The sequence below is a fragment of the Pseudomonas oleovorans subsp. oleovorans genome, assembly GCF_002197815.1.
Lineage (GTDB): Bacteria > Pseudomonadota > Gammaproteobacteria > Pseudomonadales > Pseudomonadaceae > Aquipseudomonas > Aquipseudomonas oleovorans.
Window position 1 is genome coordinate 39,088 of the sequence record NZ_NIUB01000008.1, and the last position, 21,748, is coordinate 60,835.

Here is a 21,748-nt window from a genome sequence, read left to right on the forward strand (position 1 = left end):
CCTCGCGGCTGACATCAGCCGTTGACCCGCTCGAAGATCTTCTCGATCTTTTCCTTCAACACCTGAGCGGTGAAGGGCTTGACCACGTAGCCATTCACACCGGCCTGGGCCGCCTCGATGATCTGATCGCGCTTGGCTTCGGCAGTCACCATCAGCACCGGCAGGTGCTTGAGGCGATCGTCGGCACGTACCGCACGCAGCAGGTCGATGCCGGTCATGCCGGGCATGTTCCAGTCGGTCACCAGAAAGTCGAAACTGCCGCTTTGCAGCATCGGCAGCGCCGAGGTGCCGTCATCGGCTTCCGCGGTGTTAGTGAAACCCAAATCCCGCAAGAGGTTCTTGATGATCCGTCGCATCGTCGAGAAATCGTCAACGATGAGGATTTTCATGTTCTTGTCCAAGTCGACCTCCGTACAGTCCCAAACGTATTGCGCTTGCAACTACGCCCTTTAATCGTGAAACCGTTTTGCGCCTGCGAGTACGCCGCGTTCAGCCAGCGCGCCATTCACTCAGCCGCGAGCGCAAACGCGCCGCGCACTGGCTGTGCAACTGGCTCACGCGTGACTCGCTAACCCCCAGCACTTCACCGATTTCCTTCAAGTTCAGTTCTTCATCGTAATACAGCGCCAGCACCAGACGTTCGCGCTCCGGCAAACCGGCGATGGCATCGGCCAAGGCCGCCTGGAAGCGTTCGTCTTCGAGGTTCCGCGAAGGTTCGAGGTGAGTGTGTCCGGCGTCTTCGTGCAACCCATAGTGCTCGCCGTCCTGCAACAGGTCGTCGAAACTAAACAGGCGGCTGCCCAAAGTGTCGCCAAGAATGCCGTAGTAATCTTCCAGACTCAATTGGAGTTCGGCCGCAACCTCGTGATCTTTAGCGTCCCGCCCGGTTCTTGCCTCAACGACACGAATCGCATCGCTGACCATACGGCTGTTGCGGTGCACCGAACGCGGCGCCCAATCACCCTTGCGCACCTCGTCGAGCATGGAGCCGCGAATACGGATACCGGCGAAGGTCTCGAAACTGGCACCCTTGCTGGAATCGTATTTGCGCGAGGCTTCGAGCAGGCCGATCATGCCGGCCTGGATAAGATCATCAACCTGCACGCTGGCCGGCAGACGAGCCAGCAGGTGGAAGGCAATGCGCTTGACCAGCGGTGCATAGCGCTCGATCAACTGGTGCTGGGAGTCCTGCGCCTGAGCCTTGTTGTACATGCGAAGTCCAGAAGCTGCTGTCATATGGCCGAGTCTGCAGTCGGTTGTTGCACCAGACGCTCGACGAAAAACTCCAGATGGCCACGGGGATTGGCCGGCAACGGCCAGGTATCGACCTTCTGAGCGATCGCCTTGAACGCCAGAGCGCACTTGGATCGAGGGAAGGCTTCATAGACGGCGCGCTGCTTCTGCACGGCCTTGCGCACACACTCATCGTAGGGCACGGCGCCAACATACTGCAGGGCGACATCGAGGAAGCGATCCGTCACCTTGGTCAGCTTAGCAAACAGATTGCGGCCTTCCTGCGGGCTGTGCGCCATGTTGGCCAGAACGCGGAAGCGACTGATGCCGTGGTCACGGTTGAGCAGCTTGATCAACGCATAGGCATTGGTGATCGAGGTCGGCTCATCGCAGACCACCACGAGAATTTCCTGCGCGGCACGGACGAAGCTGACCACGGCATCACCGATGCCGGCGGCGGTGTCGATCACCAGCACGTCGAGGTTCTCGCTGATGTCGCTGAAGGCCTGGATCAGCCCGGCATGCTGCATCGGCGTGAGGCTGACCATGCTCTGCGTGCCGGAGGCAGCCGGCACGATACGGATGCCGCCCGGCCCCTGCAGGAGGACGTCGCGCAGGTCGCACTCACCGGCAATCACATCGGCCAGGGTGCGTTTGGGGGTCAGGCCCAGCAATACATCGACATTGGCCAGGCCCAGGTCAGCGTCCATCAACATCACCCGACGACCAAGGTCAGCCAGGGCCATGGACAGATTGACTGATACGTTGGTCTTGCCGACACCGCCCTTGCCGCCGGTCACTGCGATCACCTGTACGGGATGCATACCCATGTTCTTTCTACATCTTGTCTAACTTCGACGTGGCCCTCGGGCCGTTCACTCCCACGCACCTGCGCGAGAGGGTGCAACACTGTCGCTATTTCAGCCGGCGCGCTGCGCCGGGTTGTGGTAGAGACCGGCGAACATCTGCGCCATGGCCTCTTCACTCGGCTCCTCGGCAGCCTGCAGCCCCACGGCACGGCTGACCAGCTGATGGCTACGCGGCACGTGCAGATCGTCCGGAATCCGCGGCCCGTCCGTCACATAGGCTACCGGCAGTTGCTGGCCTATAGCCAGACCTAAAACCTCACCCAGACTCGCGGCTTCGTCCAGTTTCGTCAGTATGCAGCCTGAAAGGCCACAACGCTTGTAACTATGGTAGGCCGCCTTGAGCACTTGGCTCTGACTTGTTGCGGCCAGCACCAGATAATTCTTCGCCTTGATGCGTGCCGAGGCCAGGCTCTCCAACTGCAGGCGCAGCGCCGGATCATTGCCGGGCAGGCCGGCAGTATCGATCAGCACCACACGCTTCTTGCTCAGGGGCTCCATTGCCTGCAGCAGAGACTGACCAGGGTCGATCTGAGTCACCGACACGCCGAGAATGCGCCCCAGGGTCTTGAGCTGTTCCTGCGCGCCAATGCGGAAGCTGTCCATGCTCACCAGAGCGACCTGTTGCGAGCCGTACTTAAGCACATAACGCGCAGCCAGCTTGGCCAGGGTAGTGGTCTTGCCCATGCCGGCCGGGCCAACCAGCGCGATCACACCACCCTCTTCCAGCGGCTCGACCTTGGGCGTAGTGATCGCGTGAGCCAGATGCGCCAGCAGCATGCGCCAGGCCTGACGCGGCTCGGCCACACCGGCCACCTTGCTCAGCAGCGCCTGCGATAGCTCGGCAGACAGCCCCATGCGCTGCAGGCGGCGCCACAGATTGGCCTGCTGCGGGCGGCGGTTCTGCAGTTGTCCCCAGGCGATGGAGCCCAGTTGCACTTCGATCAGCTCACGCAGGCCGTTGAGCTCGAAGCGCATGGCATCCAGCGCACGTGGATCGACCGCCGGCGCAGCAGGCGCTACGGCCTCGACCGGGCGCTGCGGCTTGACCGGAGTCGCCGGCAGCTCGGGTGCCAACAACGACTCGTTGGCGAACAGTTGGCGATCCTTGCCAGCATCCTGCTCGGCACGCGTGCTCAGCTCCGCCTGGGCGCTGGCGATGCGCGCCTGGGTCTTGCGCAGCTCGGCTTCCAGCGCCGGGTTCGGACGCACGGGTGCCGGCACCTGATAATCCAGCGCAGCAGTCAGTTCGACACCACCGGCGACACGGCGATTGCCGATGATCGCGGCATCGGCGCCCAATTCATCACGCACCAGTTTCATGGCGGTCCGCATATCGGCGGCGAAGAAGCGTTTGACCTGCATGACCCTTTACCTCAGTTCTGGCCAACCGTAGCGACTATGGTGACCTGCTTGTTGTCCGGAATTTCCTGGTAGGCCAGCACGTGCATGCTGGGTACCGCCAGCCGCGCGAAGCGCGACAACATCGCCCGGATCGGTCCGGCCACCAGTAGAATCACCGGCTTGCCGAGCATTTCCTGGCGCTGCGCCGCTTCCACCAGGGAACGCTGCAGCTTCTCGGCCATGCCCGGTTCGAGGAGGATGCCATCCTCGCTGCCCTGACCGGCCTTCTGCAGACTGTTGAGCAAGATCTGTTCCAACCTTGGCTCGAGGGTTATCACAGGCAGCTCCGGCTCTAGCCCCACGATGCCTTGTACGATGGCGCGGGCCAGCGACACGCGCACTGCGGCGACCATCGCGGCGGGATCTTGACTCTTCGGCGCGACGTTGGCGATGGCCTCGGCGATGGTGCGCATGTCGCGCACCGGCACCTGCTCCTGCAGCAGCGCCTGCAACACCTTGAGCAGCGTCGACAGCGATACCAAACCCGGCACCAACTCTTCGGCCAGCTTCGGCGAACTCTTGGCCAGCAACTGCATCAACTGCTGCACTTCCTCGTGCCCCAGCAGCTCGTGGGCATGCTTGTGCAGGATCTGGTTGAGGTGAGTGGCAACCACGGTACTGGCATCGACCACGGTATAGCCCAGCGACTGCGCCTGATCGCGCTGAGTGGGGTCGATCCACACGGCCTCCAGACCGAACGCCGGATCCTTGGCGGCAATACCATTGAGCGGGCCGAACACCTGGCCGGGGTTGATCGCCAGTTCGCGATCCGGATACACCTCGGCCTCGGCCACGCTGACGCCCATGAGCGTCAAGCGGTAGGCGTTGGGCGCCAGATCGAGGTTGTCGCGAATATGCACCGAGGGCATGAGAAAGCCCATTTCCTGCGACAGCTTCTTGCGCACACCCTTGATCCGCGCCAGCAACTGGCCACCCTGGTTGCGATCGACCAGCGGAATCAGCCGGTAGCCGACCTCCAGGCCGACCATGTCCACCGGGGTGACGTCGTCCCAGCCCAGTTCCTTGACCTCCTGCGCCTTCTGCGCCGGCAGCAGCTCCTGTTGGCGCTGTACCTCCTTGACCTCCTCTTCCTTGGTCTTGCGCTGCTTGTTAGCGATCCAGTAGGCGGCGCCAGCGGCCACCAGGCCCAGGCTGATAAAGGAGAAATGCGGCATGCCGGGCACCAGACCCATGGCAATCATGATCGCCGCCGCCACCGCCAACGCCCGCGGCGAAGCAAACATCTGCCGGTTGACCTGGGCGCCCATGTCCTCGGAGCTGGAAACACGGGTCACCATCACCGCGGCGGCGGTGGACAGCAGCAGGGAGGGAATCTGTGCGACCAGGCCGTCGCCGATGGTCAGCAGGGTGTAGACCTTGCCCGCCTCGGCGAACGGCAGGCCGTGCTGCAGCACGCCGATGGCGATACCGCCGATGAGGTTGATGAACAGAATCAGCAGGCCGGCGATGGCGTCGCCGCGGACAAACTTGCTGGCACCGTCCATCGAGCCGTAGAAATCTGCCTCCTGCGCCACTTCACTGCGGCGTTTCTTGGCTTCGTTCTGATCGATCAGGCCAGCATTGAGGTCGGCGTCGATAGCCATCTGCTTGCCAGGCATGGCATCGAGGGTGAAGCGCGCGCTCACTTCGGAAATCCGTCCGGCACCCTTGGTGACCACCACGAAGTTGATGATCATGAGGATGGCGAACACCACGATACCGACCACGTAGTTACCGCCGATCACCACCTCACCGAAGGCCTGGATCACCTGCCCCGCCGCGCCGTGGCCCTCGTGGCCGTTGAGCAGCACCACGCGGGTCGAAGCCACGTTCAGCGCCAGACGCAACAACGTGGCCGCCAGCAGGATGGTAGGGAACACGGCGAAATCCAGCGGTCGCAACGCATAGATGCTGACCAGCAGCACGACGATGGACAGCGCGATGCTGAAGGTGAACAGAGTGTCGAGCAGAAACGGCGGGATCGGCAGCATGACCATGCCGAGCATGACCAGCAGCAGCAGGGGGATACCCAGGTTGCCGTGGCGCAAACCTGCAAGGTTGCTGCGTACGTCACCGATTAGCTGTGCGCGATCTACTGCCACGTCCCTACCCCAAACCATTCAATCTTTTGACGCGAAAGTGCGTCCTGAAGGGGTAATGGCAAGAAGCGTTCCATAAATGACAGGGCAGCGCCCAAGACGCACGTTACGAATCACGACGCAGATCTGGCGGGATGGGCAAATCCGGTAACGGGCCGGGGCGCTTGCCCTTGCCGGCCTGGTACTGACGCAACTGATAGACGTAGGCCAGCACCTGCGCCACCGCCAGATAGAGACCGGCGGGGATTTCCTGATCGAGTTCGGTAGAGTAGTAAACGGCCCGCGCCAGCCCCGGTGATTCCAACACCATCACCTTGTGCTCCTGGGCGATCTCACGAATCTTCAGCGCCAGGAAGTCGCCGCCCTTGGCCAGCAACAGCGGCGCCCCTCCCTTCTCCGGGTCGTACTTGAGCGCCACGGCGAAGTGCGTCGGGTTGGTAATCACCACATCGGCCTGCGGTACGGCCTGCATCATGCGGCGTTCAGCCATTTCACGCTGCAACTGACGAATGCGTCCCTTGACCTCGGGTTTGCCCTCGGTGTCCTTGTACTCGTCGCGGACCTCCTGCTTGGTCATCTTCAGCTTCTGCTTGTGACTCCACAGCTGGAATGGCGCATCCACGGCGGCGATCAGGATCAGGCCACAGGACAGCCAAAAAGCGCTCCAGCCGACCACCTTCAGACTGTGCAGGATGGCCGGCTCGATGGGCTCATTGGCGATGGCCAGCAAATCGTCCTGATCCACCGAAAGTACCACCAGCGCCACGGCGAGGATGACCAGGAACTTGGCCAACGCTTTGAGCAACTCGACCAGCGCCTGAACCGAGAACATGCGTTTGAGCCCCGCCAGCGGATTCATCCGACTGGCCTTGGGCTGCAGTGCTTCCGTGGAAAATAGCCAGCCGCCCAAAGCGATGGGGCCGACGATAGAGGCGATCAGCAAGGCGATCAAGAATGGCTGCATCGCCAGCAGGGCTTCCTTGCCGGAAGCCAGCAGGTAAAGCGCCATGCTGCGCTCGCTCATCAACACCTCACGCGGCAGGCTGAAATTGCCGCGCATGATGTCCATCAGCACGTTGCCCATGTAGGCACCGAAGATAATCAGGGCCATGGTGCCGGTGAGGGTGACCGCCAGGGTATTGAGCTCCTTGGAACGGGCGATCTGACCTTTCTTGCGCGACTCTTCAAGTCGCTTGCCTGTGGGTTCCTCGCTTTTGTCGGCACCGCTCTCGCTTTCGGCCATGGCTACCTCACCAGAGCGAATTCACCCAGCTGCTGCAAAGCATCGCTGGCCAGCGCCTGGAACAGGCTGCCGAAATCGGAAAGGCTGATCCAGTAGATCACCAGGCCCAGGGCCAGCGTCAACGGGAAACCGATGGAAAAGATATTGAGCTGTGGCGCTGCGCGCGTCATCACGCCAAATGCCAGGTTGATCACCAGCAACGCAGTCACTGCCGGCAAGGTCAACAGCAGGCCCGCGCCGATCACCCAACTCAGCTTGCCCGCCAGTGTCCAGTAATGGTTGACCATGAAACCCTGGCCGTAAGGCAAGGTGACGAAACTCTCCGCCAGAATCTCCAACGCCACCAGATGACCGTTGATCGCCAGAAACAGCAGGGTCACCAGCATCAGCATGAACTGGCCAAGCACCGGCACCGACACGCCATTGGTCGGGTCCACCATGGAGGCGAAGCCCAGGCCCATCTGCATGGCGATAATCTGCCCGGCCACGGCAAACAGGTGGAAGAACAACTGCAGGATGAAGCCGAACATGGCGCCGATCAGCACCTGTTCAAGTATCAGCAACAGGCTGCGCAAGTTCAGCGCATCAACCTGCGGCATCGGCGGCAATACCGGCACCAGCACGATGGTGATGGCCAGCGCCAGATACAGGCGCACACGGGTCGGAACCAGTTGGGTGCCGATGATCGGCATGACCATCAACATCGCGGCGATGCGGAACAACGGCAGCAGAAACTGGCCCACCCAGCTGCTGATCTGCGCATCGCTCAACTCCAACATGGCACCCTCAGCCGATCAGGTAGGGAATGTTCTGGATCAGCGTCTGGGTGTACTCCATCAGCTGACTGACCAGCCAGGGGCCGGCCCAGATCAGGGTAACCAGCATCACGATCAGGCGCGGCAGGAAGCTCAGCGTCTGTTCGTTGATTTGCGTGGCCGCCTGGAACATGGCCACGATCAACCCCACCACCAGACTCGGCACCACGGCCAGACCGACGATCAGCACGATCAGCCAGAGCGCTTCACGAAACAGATCAACCGCAACCTCGGGAGTCATCATCAGCCTCGCTATAAGGTGCCGAAACTGGCGGCCAGTGTGCCCATGATCAGCGCCCAACCATCGACCAGGACGAACAGCATGATCTTGAACGGCAAAGAGATGATCAGTGGCGAGAGCATCATCATGCCCATCGCCATGAGGATACTGGCGACCACCATGTCGATGATCAAAAACGGGATGAAGATCATGAAGCCGATCTGGAACGCGGTCTTCAGCTCGGAGGTGACGAAGGCCGGCACCAGAATGGTCAGCGGCACGTCCTCCACGCTGGCCAGGTCGGTGCGTTTGGACAGCCGCACGAACAGGGCCAGGTCGCTCTCACGGGTCTGCGCCAGCATGAAGTCGCGAATCGGCACCTCTGCCCGGCTCAGCGCTTCTTGAGCGATGATTTCCTCGTTCAGGTAGGGCTGCAGGGCATCGGTGTTAATCCGGTCGAAGATCGGCGCCATGATGAACATCGTCAGAAACAGCGCCAAGCCAACGAGAATCTGGTTCGAGGGGGTCTGCTGCAGACCCAGGGCCTGACGCAGGATGGAAAAGACGATGATGATGCGGGTGAAGCTGGTCATCAGCATGACGAACGCCGGTATGAAACTCAGCGCCGTCATGATCAGCAAAATCTGCAGGCTGACCGAATATTCCTGCTGCCCCTCGGCATCCGTCGACAGGGTAATAGCCGGGATCGACAATGGGTTGCTGCCCTGCTGAATCAGCGAACTGGCACTCGGCGGATCTTCGGCGAACGCCAGTGAAGCAGCCAGGCTCAGCAGCACTACCAGCAACAAACGCAACATCAGGATTTGTCCTTCTGATCCTTGCCCAGCAGCTCCATCAGGCGCTGGGCAAACTCCGGCGTAGCGGGCTCGGCATCGGACAGGTGCACGGGCTCCTTGAGCACATGCAGAGGCGCGATACGCCCGGCAGACAATCCCAGCAGAATCTGCTCGTTGCCCACCTGCACCAGCACCAGGCGATCACGCGGCCCCAGCGGTTGCGTGGCCAACAGCTTGATCACCTGCCCGCTGCGTGGCGCCAGTTGCTGCACGCGGCGTAGCAGCCAGGCCAGGACGAAGATCAGGCCGATGACCAGCAGCAACCCCAGCAGCAACTGCCCCAACTGGCCGGCCACATCGCTGCCGGCCATGGGCGTGGCGGCCTTGTCCGCAGGCTCGGCTGCCAGCGCAAACCCGGGCAGCGCAAGCAACAACGCTAAAAGTCGGGCCATGATCAGCGCAGCTTCTTGATACGTTCGCTGGGGCTGATCACATCCGTCAGGCGGATGCCGAACTTCTCGTTGACCACCACCACCTCGCCGTGAGCGATCAGGGTGCCGTTGACCAGCACATCGAGCGGCTCACCGGCCAGACGATCCAGTTCGATCACCGAGCCCTGATTGAGCTGCAGCAGGTTGCGGATAGTGATATCGGTGTTGCCCACTTCCATGGAGATAGACACTGGAATATCCAGAATCACGTCCAGATTGGGCCCATCCAGAGTGACCGGCAGATTGCTGGGAGACGGCGCACTGCCGAACTCTTCCATCGGCGCACGCGGAGCGGCCGGTGCCGCAGGCGCAGGAGTCTCCTGCGCAGCCAGCATCGCATCGATGTCGTCCTGCCCGGCATCGCCCGCCTCGGCCAGCGCTGCCGCCCACTCATCGGCCAGAGCCTGTTCCTCGGGAGAGGTATTTTCTTCGTCTGCCATCGTTTTTCCTCGCCTGGCTTCAGCTATTCGCTCACATCGGGCCTAGCGGCCCTGAAGCATGACCAGCACTTCAGCGCTGGCGTTCGATTGGTTCCAGCACCTGCAGGGCCAGATTGCCCTTGTGCGCCCCCAGCTTGACCTTGAAGGTCGGCACACCGTTGGCGCGCATGACCACATGCTCCGGCAATTCCACCGGAATCACATCGCCCGGCTGCATGTGCAGGATGTCGCGCAACTTCAACTGGCGGCGCGCGACCGTGGCCGCGAGCGGCACGCTGACATCGAGGATGTCCTCACGCAGCGCCTTGATCCAGCGCTCGTCCTGATCGTCGACATCGGACTGAAAGCCGGCATCGAGCATCTCGCGGATCGGTTCGATCATCGAGTACGGCATGGTGATATGCAGGTCACCACCACCGCCGTCGAGTTCGATATGGAAGGTCGACACGACCACCACCTCGCTCGGGCTGACGATATTGGCCAGCGCCGGGTTGACCTCGGAGTTGACGTACTCGAAGTTGATATCCATCACCGCGTGCCAGGCCTCACGCAGGTCGACGAACGCCTGGTCGAGCACCATGCGCACCACGCGCAGTTCGGTGGGGGTGAACTCGCGCCCCTCGATCTTGGCGTGACGGCCGTCACCGCCAAAGAAATTGTCGACCAGCTTGAATACCAACTTGGCATCGAGGATGAACAGACCGGTGCCGCGCAACGGCTTCATCTTCACCAGGTTGAGACTGGTAGGCACGTACAGCGAATGCACGTATTCGCCGAATTTCATCACCTGCACACCACCGACGGCGACGTCGGCCGAGCGGCGCAGCAGGTTGAACATGCTGATACGGGTATAACGAGCGAAACGCTCGTTGATCATCTCCAGGGTCGGCATGCGTCCACGGACGATGCGATCCTGACTGGTCAGGTCATATTGCTTGACGCTACCCGGCTCGGCAGCGTCCTCGGTTTCCACCAGGCCGTCATCGACGCCATGCAACAGCGCATCGATCTCGTCCTGGGAAAGCAGGTCTTGCACGGCCATCTTCGGCTCCCGCTACTGCAACACGAAATTGGTGAACAGCACCTGCTCGACCACGGTGCTGCCGGTTTCCTTCTGCGCCAGCTCCTGCACGCTGGCCAGCGCCAGCTGCAGGAGCATCTCCTTGCCCAGCGGCGTTTGCAGCGCGGCAAAATCCTGGCCGGACAGCAGCATCACCAGGCGGTTGCGCAATACCGGCATATGCACCTTGAGCTTTTCCATGCCGGCGCTATCGCGGCTCATCAAGGCCATGCTGACCTGCAGGTAGCGGGTACGATTCTGGTGATTGAAATTGACCACGAAGGCCGGCATCAGATCCTGGTAGATGGCCGGCTGGCGCACAGGCGCCGCCGCGGCCTCTGCCGACTTGACCTCCTCGCTCTTGTCGCCCTTGCTGAAAATGAACCAGGTACTGCCCACGGAAAGGCCAACGGCCAGCAGCAGGCCCACCACGATCAGAATGATGAGTTTGAGCTTGCTCTTGCCGGTGGGTTGTCCGTCGGCAGTCGGTGCCGCTTCTTTCTTAGCCATGCCAATAATCCGTCAGTACCTACGTTCTTTCCGCATTCAAAGGGTTAAGAGCAAGTGTTATGCCAGCATATGAGCAGGCTTGTCTAACTCCGGGCCGCGGATTTAACAGCTCCAGCTGCCTGCTGTCACCCAAAATGCATTCGCCCGAGCACCTTTCGGCAACCCGGGCGAATGCAAGTCTAGCGGAGGAACACCGATCGTCGGCCATTGCCCAGTGTCGATACAGGCTTAACCGCCACTCACGCGTAGTAGTCGACCAGCCCACGGCCAGCGGTCAAGCGCTCGCTGCGCACTTCCTGATGGGCACCAGGCTGCAACTCGTCACTGGCCAGCAGATCATCCCGCGAGCCGGACCCACCGCGACCGCCCTCGCCCTGCCCCTGCCAGCCACGGTTAAGCGACTGATCGGAGACGTTGGCATCCGCCAGGTTCATGCCTTGCTGCGCGAACAGCTCACGCAGACGATGCATCTGCCCTTCCAGCGCTTCACGCACCCCGGCATTGGGGCTGGCGAAGGTCACCTGCGCCTGGTCCTGGGACAGGTTCACGCGCACTTCGAGACGCCCAAGATCTGCAGGGTCCAGCTGAATTTCGGCCGACTTGAGGTTCTGGCTGGAAAGCCACATGACACGATCCACCACCGCCTCACTCCAGCCGCCCTGTTGCATGGCGACCGGCTGACCGGGTACCAGTGGCAGGCGTTGCGCGGCGCCAGCCTGATGACTGAGCGCCTGCGTCAACGCATTGAGCTTGCTGACGAACTGATCGGGTCGAGTGGGCTGAGCGCTGTCCTTGAGACTCTCCAGGGCGTCCTTGGGCAGACTTTCAAGTGGCAGGTCCAGGGTCGGTTCTTCAGTGCTCTCGCCTGACTCCTCGCCTTTGCCCATGGCTGCCATGGCCGCGGCGAAGTCCGTGCTGGTCGCCACACGCGCGCTCTTGATCGCGGCATCCTGCGGGGCCTGGGCCTTGCTCGCTTCTTCTGCCGGCTGTTTGAGCAGCGCCAGCGGATCGAGAGCATCTTCCTCAAGCACTGGCTCAGCATTATCGGCAGCATCGCTGTTGGCACCGGTAATCACCAGCGCCGGCAGCGCCGACGACTCCTCGGTTAGCGGAGCATCGTCTACCTGCGCCTGGATACCGCCCAGCGCCATTGCCAGCAACGGATCGAGCTCTTCTGCAGCGCCCTCCTGCGTCGGCAAGGAATTGCCGGGGGCGGCAACCGCAGGCTGCTCGGCGGCAGTTGAAGCGGCATCGGGCTCCCCTGCTGACGGCGCAGACTTCTGTTCCTGGCTGGTTTTGTCGGTACTGCCAGCGCGCTCGCCAGGCTTGGCCTGACGCTCCTTGGCATATACCTCGGCAAAGCTGGAAGCACCGTTCTTGCTGGGTTCCGGCGCTTTGGCCGGCTGCTTCGCTTTGCTCTTCACCTCAGGCGTAGCCTGCAGGCGTAGGTCGGGCAACGCGGACATGGACGCTCTCCGTCTGATGGGTCGTGACAGGATCAGAGCAAAGGGCGGGCCAACTCGTGAAACGGCGTCAGACGCGATAGCGCTGACGCTCGGATTTGAACAGGATGCGCACGATGGCGAACTCGCGCTCGATCTGCTCGATCAGCGCCGGGGCCAGGTCCAGGGCCTCGCGCCGCCCCGCGTCTTCGAGTTCCTTGCACAAGCTGGCTAGAAGCACCGCTCCCATGTTGCTACAGCTGCCCTTGAAGCTGTGCGCAGCCAGGCGCAAGCCCTGCGCATCCCCCTCGGTCGCAGCCACATGCAGCAGACGCAGACGCTCCTCGGAATCGGCCACGAAGGTATCGAGCAGAATCGGGTATTCGTCCTCCATGACGTCCTGCAGGGCCGCCAGGACGGCTTCGTCGAGATGGATATCGGACACCGGGTCACTCCCTGAACAACAGCGTCGCATTATGCCTCAGAGGACCAGCAAAACTCCACGCTGACTCCCTGGCCAACCGGGGCAATCTGGAAACCATCGCAGAGCTGACGAACCAGGGCAAGACCGCGACCACACAGGGCTTCGTCACCAAGCGCCATGACGGTGAGCGGATCGAATCCGGGACCACTGTCCTCGACCCGGACGATCAGTCGCCCTCCCCCTTCTTCCGGCAGCATCTGCAAATGAAATCGTACATAGCCATCCTGCAAGGACGCCAGACGCAGACGTCGCTCCCGATAATACTCGGCAAAGCCGCTGGCATTCTGCTTGAGCGAGGAGTCCAGCCCCATTACCCCATGCTCCAGGGCATTGGAATAGAGCTCGGCGAGCACGGTATACAGCTCACCACCACGCGGCCGCAACGCCCGCACGTCCAGCAGCAGCTGCAGCAAAAATGGCAGTGGGTTGAAGTGACGCAGGCTCAGCGCTCGAAACTCGAAACTGGCCGACCAGTCCATCACGCTGCCCTGACCGCTGTCGGCAAAGGCCAGTGGGCGAGGATGCTCGTCGTCTTCGGCCAAGCCGACCTGAACCATGCTGACGTCATCCTGTTGCTCGCCACGGAACGCCGCCAGCGCCAGCTGGATTTCCTCGAACAATGCCTGCGGTTGACGATTGGCGTCCAGAAGCTCGAGCAGGCGCGCCTCGCCGAATAGCTGCCCTTGCTGGTCACTGGCCTCGAGCACGCCATCACTGAGCAGAAAAATACGATCTCCCGGCGCCAGCGGATAGACCTCACAGCGATCACTGAACGCCGCTGGTTCGAGGATTCCCAGGGGCAGATGGCGTGACACCAATGACTGACGCGGGCGACCATCGCCATGTAGCAGGTAGCCATCTGGCAACCCACCACTCCACACCTCGAGCAAGCCTCGCTTGCTGCTGATATTGAGCACGGTGGCGCAGCAGAAAACGCCCACCGGAAGGATGCGCTTGAGCTTGGCGTTGATCTCGCGAAGGATCTCGGCAAGGGCATGACCTTTGGCCGTCATGCCGTAGAACACCTCGGCCAGCGGCATCGCGCCAATAGCCGCCGGCAAACCATGACCGGTGAAATCGCCCAGCATCACGTGCATGCCGCCAGACGGTTTGTACGCCGCCAGCAGCAAATCACCATTGAACAGCGCGTAGGGCGACTGCATGTAACGGATGTTCGGCGCATCCAAACAGCCGGAATGCGCCACCTTGTCGAATACGGCCTTGGCAACGCGCTGCTCACGCAGCAGATGCTCGTTGTGCCGGGCGATCAGGTCGCGCTGTTGCAATACCGTGTCGTGCAGACGGCGCAGACGATACATCGCCCCGATCTTGGCCTCGAGTATCACCCGGTTATAGGGCTTGGCGAGAAAGTCGTCGCCACCGGCCTCGAGACAGCGTACCAGCGCCTCACCCTCGGTCAGCGAAGTGAGGAAGATGATCGGCACCAGCGCTTCACCAGCCTTCTGCTTGATGCGCCGGGCGGCCTCGAAACCATCCATCACCGGCATCAACGCATCCATCAACACCAGTTGTGGACGCGCCTGCTCGAACAGCGCGACGGCTTCCAGGCCATTGCTGGCGGTGAGCACACGATGCCCCTGACGACTGACGATGGTGGACAACAGCATGCGGTCGGCCGCGTTGTCCTCGGCGATCAGAATGGCAAGTCGCTCAGGCATGCTCAGCTGATCTTGAACAACTGCTCGAAGTTGGAGATGGCGAGGATCTTGCGCACGTCACTGCTGCAGTTGAGCAGGCTGATCTGCGCCGAATCGCCGCCAGCATGGTCACGCAACAACAACAGCATGCCCAGTGCCGAACTATCCAGATAGCTGGTGTCACGCAGGTCGACCTGATAACGCTTGGGCGTCAGGTTGACGCGCTCGTAGGCGTCACGAAATTCCTGGTGGGAGGCGAAGTCGAAGCGTCCTCGAATCACAATGGTCAGCTCTTGCCCGTCGGCCGAGGGCTGCGAGGTAATGGCCATGTCTACTCCTTTGTCGAGACTTTGCCAGATAGGGCAATTCACGCTTGAAGGTGTAGCATCTGGTCGGCGACGAAACAACCACTATTCAGGGTTCACCACGGTCGATCAGGCGTTGCGCCAGCTCGTCGAGCAGTTTCTGTTCGCGCTTGTCCTCGGCCAATCGGGCTTCGTCAATGTAGCGCTGGACCAGTTTGCGCAGCCCCTCGAGACGCGCATAGCGTTGCTGCCAAACAGCGCGCACCTTTTCAAGATTGGCGCGATGCCACTCCAGACTTTGCTGCTGTTGGCCGACCGCCGTCTCCAGTTGCGCCAGAAAGCGCTGGTAGTTCATCAGCCACTGGCCGGAAACGCCCTTGCTGCCCTCGCTGATCCACTGCTGCTGGTAGTCGCCACGAAAACGCTCCAGCTCGCCCAGCTTGGCCTCAGCCTGCCCCACCAGCCCTTGGCAATGCCCGAGCTGGCGCGCGGCCTCGCGCTCGGCCTTTTCTGCCATCTCGACGACCGGCTGCAGACGCTTTGCGCGGCTCAGGCTCATCCGCGCCCCGTAGGGCGGGTGCAACCCGCCAGATCGCCCTGGCGGGTTACACCCGCCCTACGGTAACAGGTCACTGTCCCAACACCCCAGCCAGCTGCTCGCGGCTCTGCGCCATTGACACGTTCTCGTCGAGGCCCTGACGCAGGTACTGAGCCATGACCGGCTGACGGGCGATGGCCTGATCGGTATCCGCATCACCGCCCGGCACGTAGGCACCCACGCTGATCAGATCGCGGCTCTGCTGATAGCGTGACCACAGCTGCTTGAAGCGCTGCGCCTGCTTGAGCTGCTCCGGCGGCACGACCTGCGGCATGACCCGGCTGATCGAGGCCTCGATGTCGATCGCCGGATAGTGCCCCTCTTCCGCCAAACGGCGGGACAGGACGAAGTGTCCGTCGAGCACACCACGGGCAGCATCGGCGATGGGGTCCTGCTGATCATCACCCTCACTCAGCACCGTGTAGAACGCGGTGATCGAACCACCGCCGGCTTCGGCATTGCCGGCACGCTCGACCAGCTTGGGCAGCTTGGCAAAGACCGAAGGCGGATACCCCTTGGTTGCAGGCGGCTCACCAATGGCCAGGGCGATTTCGCGCTGGGCCTGGGCGTAACGGGTCAGCGAATCCATCAGCAGCAGGACGTTCTTGCCCTTGTCGCGGAAATACTCGGCGATGCGCGTGCAGTACTGCGCCGCGCGCAGGCGCATCAGCGGCGCATCGTCGGCCGGCGAGGCGACCACCACCGAGCGCTTGATGCCCTCCTCGCCGAGGATCTCGTCAATGAACTCCTTGACCTCACGCCCACGTTCGCCGATCAGGCCGACAACGATGATTTCCGCCTCTGTGAAACGGGTCATCATGCCCAGCAACACGGACTTGCCCACGCCGGTACCGGCGAACAGGCCCAAGCGCTGGCCACGCCCGACGGTAAGCAAACCGTTGATCGAACGAATACCAACATCCAGCGGCTGGCTGATCGGGTCGCGGTTGAGCGGGTTGATAGCAGGGCCATCCATCGGTACCCAGTCCTCGGCCTTCATCCCGCCCTTGCCATCGAGCGCACGCCCGGCGCCATCAAGCACTCGCCCGAGCATCGACATGCCCATGGGCAGGCGCCCGGTATCCGGCAACGGCACCACACGCGCACCTGGCGCGATACCGGCCAGGCTGCCGACCGGCATCAGGTAGATCTTGCCGCCGGAGAAGCCCATGACCTCAGCCTCGACCTGCACCGGGTGATAGCTGTCGCTGTTGATCACCAGACAACGGCTGCCGATGGCGGCGCGCAAACCTTCGGCCTCCAGGGTCAGGCCGACCATACGCAGCAGGCGCCCTTCCACCACGGGTTGGCTGGGCAGGTTGATCGCTTCGACATAGCCCGCCAGGCGTCTGGCGAAACTGATCCGCTCAAGGCGCATCGACGGCATCCAGATCCAGGTCGATGTCCGCTTCCGGCGGCTGAGAGACTTGCGCGCGCTGCTGCTCGAACAATTGCTTGAGCGCCTGCGCCATGCGCGTTTCGACACTGGCGTCGATCTGACTGTGCTCGGACTCGATACGGCAACCGCCGGGCAGCAGGCTGTCATCCTCGAGGATGCGCCAGCTTTCCTCGTGACGCTCACGCAAGGCCTTGATCGTTTCGAAATCCTGCGGATTGACCTGAATGCGCACGTTCTGCGCGCCCATTGGCAGCAGTTTGAGCGCCTCGCGCAGCACCTGGCGGATCTGGCTGGAGTCGGTGTTCAGCTCGCGCTGAATCACCTCGCGCACCATATGGCTGACCAGACGTACCATGGCCACTTCCATTTGCTGATCCTGCTCGGCAATCGGCTCGAGCAACTGCGTCATGAGTTTTTCCAGGCTGCCGACCTTCAGCGCCAAGGCCGCGTCGGCCTCTTGCTTGGCTTTGATCTGGCCGGCGTGAAAGCCGTCCTTCTCGCCCGTGGCGAAGCCTTCGTTATAGGCATCCTGGCGAATGGCTTCGAGTTCATCGAGCGTCAGTGGTTTGACATCTTCGAGTGCGACCTCTTCGACCTGTGCGGCGTCCTGCTGCTCGGATTCAGCTGGAGGCTGCATATGTTCTTCAGCAGCGGCCTCGGCTTCTGCCGGTTCGTCACCCGGCGCGTCGAAGCTGGGCAGCGCCCAGCGATCGAACGTGCCGAGATCCTTGGCGCGAATCAGCTCGCTATCAGGCTCCTTGGCAGCCATCAGGGTCTATTCTCGTTTCGACGCGAGCCGCGTTGCTGCGCCAAATGGCGCCATGGTCGGGCGGCGTTCCGCAGGCGTGGAGCGCAGGGAATGGTTGCTCCCTTGCCAAGTCCCGCAACACAGCATGGCGCCATTTGCCGCGCAACCCGGAGGGCCGGGCCAGTTTTTGCGCGCAGCGGCGTTATTCGTCGCTCATTTGGAATGACCAAACTTCTCTCCTCATGCCTTGCCCCGCGCAAAAACTGGCTCCGGCGCGGCCGTGGCGAAACGGGAATAGACCCTGTCAAACCATCTCCTCGCCGCCCTTGCCGCCAAGCACGATCTCGCCGGCCTCGGCCATACGGCGGGCAATGGTAAGAATTTCCTTCTGCGCCGCTTCGACATCGCTGACGCGTACCGGCCCCTTGGCCTCCAGGTCGTCGCGCAGCAGCTCGGCAGCGCGCTTGGACATGTTCTTGAACACCTTCTCCTTGATCGCGTCGTCGGCCCCTTTGAGTGCCAGCACCAGCACTTCGGAGGAGACCTCGCGCATCAGCGCCTGGATGCCACGGTCGTCGACATCGGCCAGGTTGTCGAAGACGAACATCAGGTCTTCGATCTGCATCGACAGGTCTTCGTCCAGTTCGCGAATGGAGTCCATCAACTGGCCTTCCACCGAGCTGTCGAGGAAGTTCATGATGTCCGCCGCACGCTTGACGCCGCCCATGGAGGCGCGCGTGGCATTGGCGCTGCCGGAGAACTGTTTCTCGAGAATCTGGTTGAGCTCCTTCAGCGCGGCCGGCTGCACGGTGTTCAGCGACGACACCCGCAGAACGATGTCCAAGCGTACCTTGTGATCGAAGTGACTGAGCACCTCGGCCGCCTGGTCCGGGTCGAGGTAGGCGACGACGATGGCCTGAATCTGCGGGTGCTCGTAGCGAATCACATCGGCAACGGCACGCGGCTCCATCCACTTGAGGCTGTCCAGGCCACTGGTGCTGCCACCGAGGAGAATACGGTCAATGAGGTTGCCCGCCTTGTCCTCGCCCAGCGCAGAGGTGAGCATCTTGCGGATGTAGGCATCGGAACCCACACCGAGGCTGGTCTGGTCGCCGACGATCTCGACGAACTCGGCCATCACCTGCTCGACCTGCTCGCGATGGATATTGCGCATGCCGGCCATGGCCACGCCGACGCGCTGCACTTCCTTCGGCCCGAGGTGACGCAACACCTGCGCGGCATCGGTTTCGCCCAGCGAAAGCAGCAGAATCGCGGCCTTGTCGACCTTGTTCAGCTTGGTAGCAGTGCGATTGTCACTCATCGGCGTTGATCCACTCTTTCACGACCTGGGCGACGCGGCCAGGGTCTTCCGCCACTAGGCTCTTGATAGCGTTCAGTTGCGCATCATACCCCTCACTAGACCTAGGCAACATGATGCTCTGCGGGCCGCCAAGGCTGACACGGTCATCGGACAGCTCGCCATCCAGACCTGCCATCGAGCCAAGCTCCACATCACCGGAGCCTGCCAGCTCCTTGCCCCTGCCACCGCCGGTGATGTTGTTGAGCACCGGACGCAACACGCCGAACACCAACACCAGGATGAACAGCACGCCGAGCACCTGCTTGACGATGTCCCAGAACCAGGGCTGGGTGTAGAACGGAATATCCGGAATTTCTTCGCCCATCGACGCGGTGAACGCCGTGTTGATCACGCTGACGCTGTCGCCGCGACTGGCATCGAAGCCCACCGAGTCCTGCACCAGACGAGTGAAGCGCGCCAGGTCATCGGCGGTCCAAGGCACCCGGCTGCTTTCGCCGGTGGCCGGGTCGACACGTAACTGGTCATCCACCACCACCGCTACCGACAGGCGACGCAGACGCCCCTGCTGCTGACGGGTGTAGCTGATGGAACGATCCAGCTCGAAGTTGCGGGTCGACTGCTCACGCTTGTCTGCCGGGTACGGCGCCAGCATCGGCTGGCCGGTTACCGGATCCATGATCTGCTGACCGTTGGCATCGACCAGCGGCTGACCAGCCGCTATCGGACCGGCGGGAGCGGCAGCGCCTGCAGCCTGCTGCGGAGCGGCAGCCGGGCCCGGCGGTTGATTGGACAGCGCGCCCGGCACGCCTTGCGGCGGCAGACTGCTCTGACGCTGTTCGTTGACCTGTTGCTCACTGCGCAGCGCGGGCTGATCCGGATTGAACATTTCGGAAGTGGATTCAACCGAACTGAAATCCACATCAGCCGACACTTCCGCCTTGTAGCGACCAGTGCCCAGCACCGGCTGCAGAATGTTGTGCACACGCTGGGTGAACAGCGTTTCCATACGGCGGGTGTAGTCGAACTGCTTGCCGGCCATGCTCAGCTCGGACAGTTCCTGCTGGTCGGAGAGCAGGTTGCCCTTCTGGTCGACCACCGTGACCTGGCCCTTGTCCAACTCAGGCACGCTGGTCGCCACCAGGTTGACGATGGCCATGACCTGACTGGGCTCCAATGCGCGCCCCGGGTAGAGTTCGACCAGCACCGAGGCAGACGGCTTGCGTTCGTCACGCACGAACACCGACGCCTTGGGCATGGCCAGGTGTACACGCGCCGCCTTGACGTTGTTGAGGCTGGCCACCGTACGTGCCAGCTCGCCCTCGAGACCGCGGCGATAGCGGGTCGCCTCCATGAACTGGCTGGTACCCAGGCCCTGCTCACGGTCGAGAATCTCGAAACCGACACTGTTATCGGTCGGCGCCACGCCGGCAGCTGCCAGGCGCATACGCGCACGCGCCAGATCGTCAGCCTTGACCAACAGGGCGCCGGAGTTGGGTTCGATGGTGTAGTCGATACCGGAAGCGGTCAGGGTTTCGACCACCTGGGTAGCATCCATACCGTTGAGGCTGCCATAGAGCGGACGGTAATCCGGCTGCTGCGACCACAGCACAACGGCAAAACCGATGGCCACGCTGGCAGCCAGGCCGACCAGCAGGCCGAGCTGACGCAGCACCGACATTTCGGCGAGATTTTCCAGGAAGCTAAGGCCCAGCAGGGGCTTCTTCGGCTCGCCTGACTCGGCCTTGGCCGGTACGTTTGCTACTGCTGCTTCAGCCATCAATCAACCCTCAGACCGGCATCTGCATGATGTCTTGATACGCCTGGACCAGCTTGTTACGCACCTGGGTCATGGCCTGGAAGGATACGCTGGCTTTCTGCGAGGCGATCATCACATCGGTCAGATCGACCCCGCTCTGCCCCATCTCGAATGCGGTCGCCAGTTTATTGGAAGCCTGCTGGGTCTCGTTGACCTTATTCACCGCCTGGCCGAGCATTTCCGAGAAACTCGGCGCCCCTTGCACTGGCTCGCTCGCAGCAGGCTTCTGACGCGCCATGGCCTCAGCCTGCATGGAACGCATTTCCAGCATCAAGCGATTGAATTCGACACCTTGGCTCATGACTTCCTCCACTGCCCGCTTTTTGACACTAGCGGCGCTATGCAGGGGTATCTGCAACAAGGGTGCCAACAAAGCGGCTTATGGGAATCAGATCGGGAACACGCAGATAGATGGGGTAGCCACCGTCATCCCCGCGAAGGCGGGGCCCCAGCAGCACCAGACGACTCACCAACAATCTCTGACCAAAGATCGCGCCCTTGCGGATTTCGCTCTTCGATCAGGCGCAGCTTCCAGGCACGATTCCATTTCTTGATCGCCTTCTCCCTGGCTATCGCGCCACTCATACTTTCATGCTGCTCGTACCACACCAGCAACTTCACTCCATAGCGGAGTGTAAAGCCCTCAACGGCTCCCTCTCTATGCTGCCAGACACGCTGCAGCAGATCCGCTGTAACTCCGGTATAGAGCGTGCCATTACGCTGACTGGCCATAATGTAAACGGCGGGTTGTTTCATGCTGCAGTCCTTTGCAGATTGGGCCCTCCATAGGTATGAAGGC

24 protein-coding genes are annotated in these 21,748 nt (G+C 62.0%); all 24 read right to left on the bottom strand.

The genetic code is table 11. The annotated features are described in order from the left end of the window. Positions 1-14: 14 nt before the first annotated feature. The 24 genes from PSOLE_RS06485 to PSOLE_RS06600 all read right to left on the bottom strand — a co-directional run bounded on the left by PSOLE_RS06485 (position 15) and on the right by PSOLE_RS06600 (position 21,705). A complete protein-coding gene (locus tag PSOLE_RS06485; protein ID WP_169886842.1) occupies positions 15-389 on the bottom strand; it encodes a chemotaxis response regulator CheY in 375 nt (124 codons plus the stop codon). A 100-nt stretch (positions 390-489) separates the two neighbouring features. Beyond that, positions 490-1,236 (bottom strand): RNA polymerase sigma factor FliA, encoded by a 747-nt coding sequence (gene fliA, locus PSOLE_RS06490; RefSeq protein ID WP_074857682.1) that lies wholly within the window; start codon positions 1,234-1,236, stop codon positions 490-492. Continuing rightward, positions 1,233-2,063, bottom strand: a complete 831-nt coding sequence (gene fleN, locus PSOLE_RS06495; RefSeq protein WP_169713309.1) for a flagellar synthesis regulator FleN — start codon at positions 2,061-2,063, stop codon at positions 1,233-1,235. The genes fliA and fleN overlap by 4 nt, the downstream gene beginning before the upstream one ends. 90 nt (positions 2,064-2,153) lie before the next feature. Further along, positions 2,154-3,464 (bottom strand): flagellar biosynthesis protein FlhF, encoded by a 1,311-nt coding sequence (flhF, locus tag PSOLE_RS06500; RefSeq protein ID WP_074857675.1) that lies wholly within the window; start codon positions 3,462-3,464, stop codon positions 2,154-2,156. 11 nt (positions 3,465-3,475) lie between these two features. Beyond that, positions 3,476-5,623: a flagellar biosynthesis protein FlhA gene (gene flhA, locus PSOLE_RS06505; protein WP_074857672.1), complete on the bottom strand. Its 2,148-nt coding sequence runs from the start codon at positions 5,621-5,623 to the stop codon at positions 3,476-3,478. Between the two features lie 85 nt (positions 5,624-5,708). Continuing rightward, positions 5,709-6,845, bottom strand: a complete 1,137-nt coding sequence (gene flhB, locus PSOLE_RS06510; protein WP_003460765.1) for a flagellar biosynthesis protein FlhB — start codon at positions 6,843-6,845, stop codon at positions 5,709-5,711. A gap of 2 nt (positions 6,846-6,847) precedes the next feature. Next, entirely contained in the window at positions 6,848-7,624 is a 777-nt protein-coding gene (gene fliR, locus PSOLE_RS06515) for a flagellar biosynthetic protein FliR (protein WP_003460764.1), read from the bottom strand. 7 nt (positions 7,625-7,631) lie between these two features. Continuing rightward, on the bottom strand, positions 7,632-7,901 hold the full coding sequence (gene fliQ / locus PSOLE_RS06520) for a flagellar biosynthesis protein FliQ (RefSeq protein WP_003460763.1): 270 nt from the start codon (positions 7,899-7,901) through the stop codon (positions 7,632-7,634). 11 nt (positions 7,902-7,912) lie between these two features. After that, positions 7,913-8,698, bottom strand: coding sequence for a flagellar type III secretion system pore protein FliP (fliP, locus tag PSOLE_RS06525; RefSeq protein WP_003460762.1), 786 nt, complete (start codon positions 8,696-8,698; stop codon positions 7,913-7,915). Continuing rightward, positions 8,698-9,129, bottom strand: a complete 432-nt coding sequence (gene fliO / locus PSOLE_RS06530) for a flagellar biosynthetic protein FliO (RefSeq protein WP_003460761.1) — start codon at positions 9,127-9,129, stop codon at positions 8,698-8,700. Before fliO ends, fliP begins: the two co-directional genes overlap by 1 nt. Before the next feature lie 2 nt (positions 9,130-9,131). Further along, the gene (fliN, locus tag PSOLE_RS06535) at positions 9,132-9,608 is read right to left on the bottom strand and encodes a flagellar motor switch protein FliN (RefSeq protein ID WP_003460759.1); all 477 of its coding nucleotides are present in this window, start codon (positions 9,606-9,608) and stop codon (positions 9,132-9,134) included. A 70-nt stretch (positions 9,609-9,678) separates the two neighbouring features. Continuing rightward, positions 9,679-10,650 (bottom strand): flagellar motor switch protein FliM, encoded by a 972-nt coding sequence (gene fliM, locus PSOLE_RS06540; RefSeq protein WP_003460756.1) that lies wholly within the window; start codon positions 10,648-10,650, stop codon positions 9,679-9,681. 12 nt (positions 10,651-10,662) lie between these two features. Further along, positions 10,663-11,178 carry a flagellar basal body-associated protein FliL gene (gene fliL / locus PSOLE_RS06545; protein WP_074857669.1) on the bottom strand — a complete coding sequence of 172 codons (516 nt, stop codon included), beginning with the start codon at positions 11,176-11,178 and terminating at the stop codon, positions 10,663-10,665. Positions 11,179-11,417: 239 nt separating this feature from the next. Further along, complete coding sequence (locus PSOLE_RS06550; RefSeq protein ID WP_074857666.1) at positions 11,418-12,644, bottom strand: flagellar hook-length control protein FliK; 1,227 nt, start codon at positions 12,642-12,644, stop codon at positions 11,418-11,420. A gap of 67 nt (positions 12,645-12,711) precedes the next feature. Further along, on the bottom strand, positions 12,712-13,065 hold the full coding sequence (locus tag PSOLE_RS06555) for an Hpt domain-containing protein (protein WP_074857662.1): 354 nt from the start codon (positions 13,063-13,065) through the stop codon (positions 12,712-12,714). Between the two features lie 29 nt (positions 13,066-13,094). Beyond that, complete coding sequence (locus PSOLE_RS06560) at positions 13,095-14,783, bottom strand: ATP-binding SpoIIE family protein phosphatase (RefSeq protein ID WP_074857659.1); 1,689 nt, start codon at positions 14,781-14,783, stop codon at positions 13,095-13,097. A gap of 2 nt (positions 14,784-14,785) precedes the next feature. Continuing rightward, complete coding sequence (locus PSOLE_RS06565) at positions 14,786-15,091, bottom strand: STAS domain-containing protein (RefSeq protein WP_003460737.1); 306 nt, start codon at positions 15,089-15,091, stop codon at positions 14,786-14,788. 85 nt (positions 15,092-15,176) lie between these two features. Beyond that, positions 15,177-15,626, bottom strand: a complete 450-nt coding sequence (fliJ, locus tag PSOLE_RS06570; protein ID WP_003460736.1) for a flagellar export protein FliJ — start codon at positions 15,624-15,626, stop codon at positions 15,177-15,179. Positions 15,627-15,696: 70 nt separating this feature from the next. Continuing rightward, positions 15,697-17,043 (bottom strand): flagellar protein export ATPase FliI, encoded by a 1,347-nt coding sequence (gene fliI / locus PSOLE_RS06575; RefSeq protein WP_055986414.1) that lies wholly within the window; start codon positions 17,041-17,043, stop codon positions 15,697-15,699. Further along, positions 17,033-17,833: a flagellar assembly protein FliH gene (gene fliH, locus PSOLE_RS06580; RefSeq protein WP_074857656.1), complete on the bottom strand. Its 801-nt coding sequence runs from the start codon at positions 17,831-17,833 to the stop codon at positions 17,033-17,035. Before fliH ends, fliI begins: the two co-directional genes overlap by 11 nt. A 283-nt stretch (positions 17,834-18,116) precedes the next feature. After that, positions 18,117-19,133, bottom strand: coding sequence for a flagellar motor switch protein FliG (fliG, locus tag PSOLE_RS06585; protein WP_074857653.1), 1,017 nt, complete (start codon positions 19,131-19,133; stop codon positions 18,117-18,119). Then, entirely contained in the window at positions 19,126-20,910 is a 1,785-nt protein-coding gene (gene fliF, locus PSOLE_RS06590; protein ID WP_074857651.1) for a flagellar basal-body MS-ring/collar protein FliF, read from the bottom strand. Before fliF ends, fliG begins: the two co-directional genes overlap by 8 nt. A 10-nt stretch (positions 20,911-20,920) precedes the next feature. Continuing rightward, positions 20,921-21,250 carry a flagellar hook-basal body complex protein FliE gene (gene fliE / locus PSOLE_RS06595; protein ID WP_013714978.1) on the bottom strand — a complete coding sequence of 110 codons (330 nt, stop codon included), beginning with the start codon at positions 21,248-21,250 and terminating at the stop codon, positions 20,921-20,923. Between the two features lie 125 nt (positions 21,251-21,375). After that, positions 21,376-21,705 carry a GIY-YIG nuclease family protein gene (locus tag PSOLE_RS06600; protein ID WP_074857647.1) on the bottom strand — a complete coding sequence of 110 codons (330 nt, stop codon included), beginning with the start codon at positions 21,703-21,705 and terminating at the stop codon, positions 21,376-21,378. Positions 21,706-21,748: the final 43 nt, after the last annotated feature.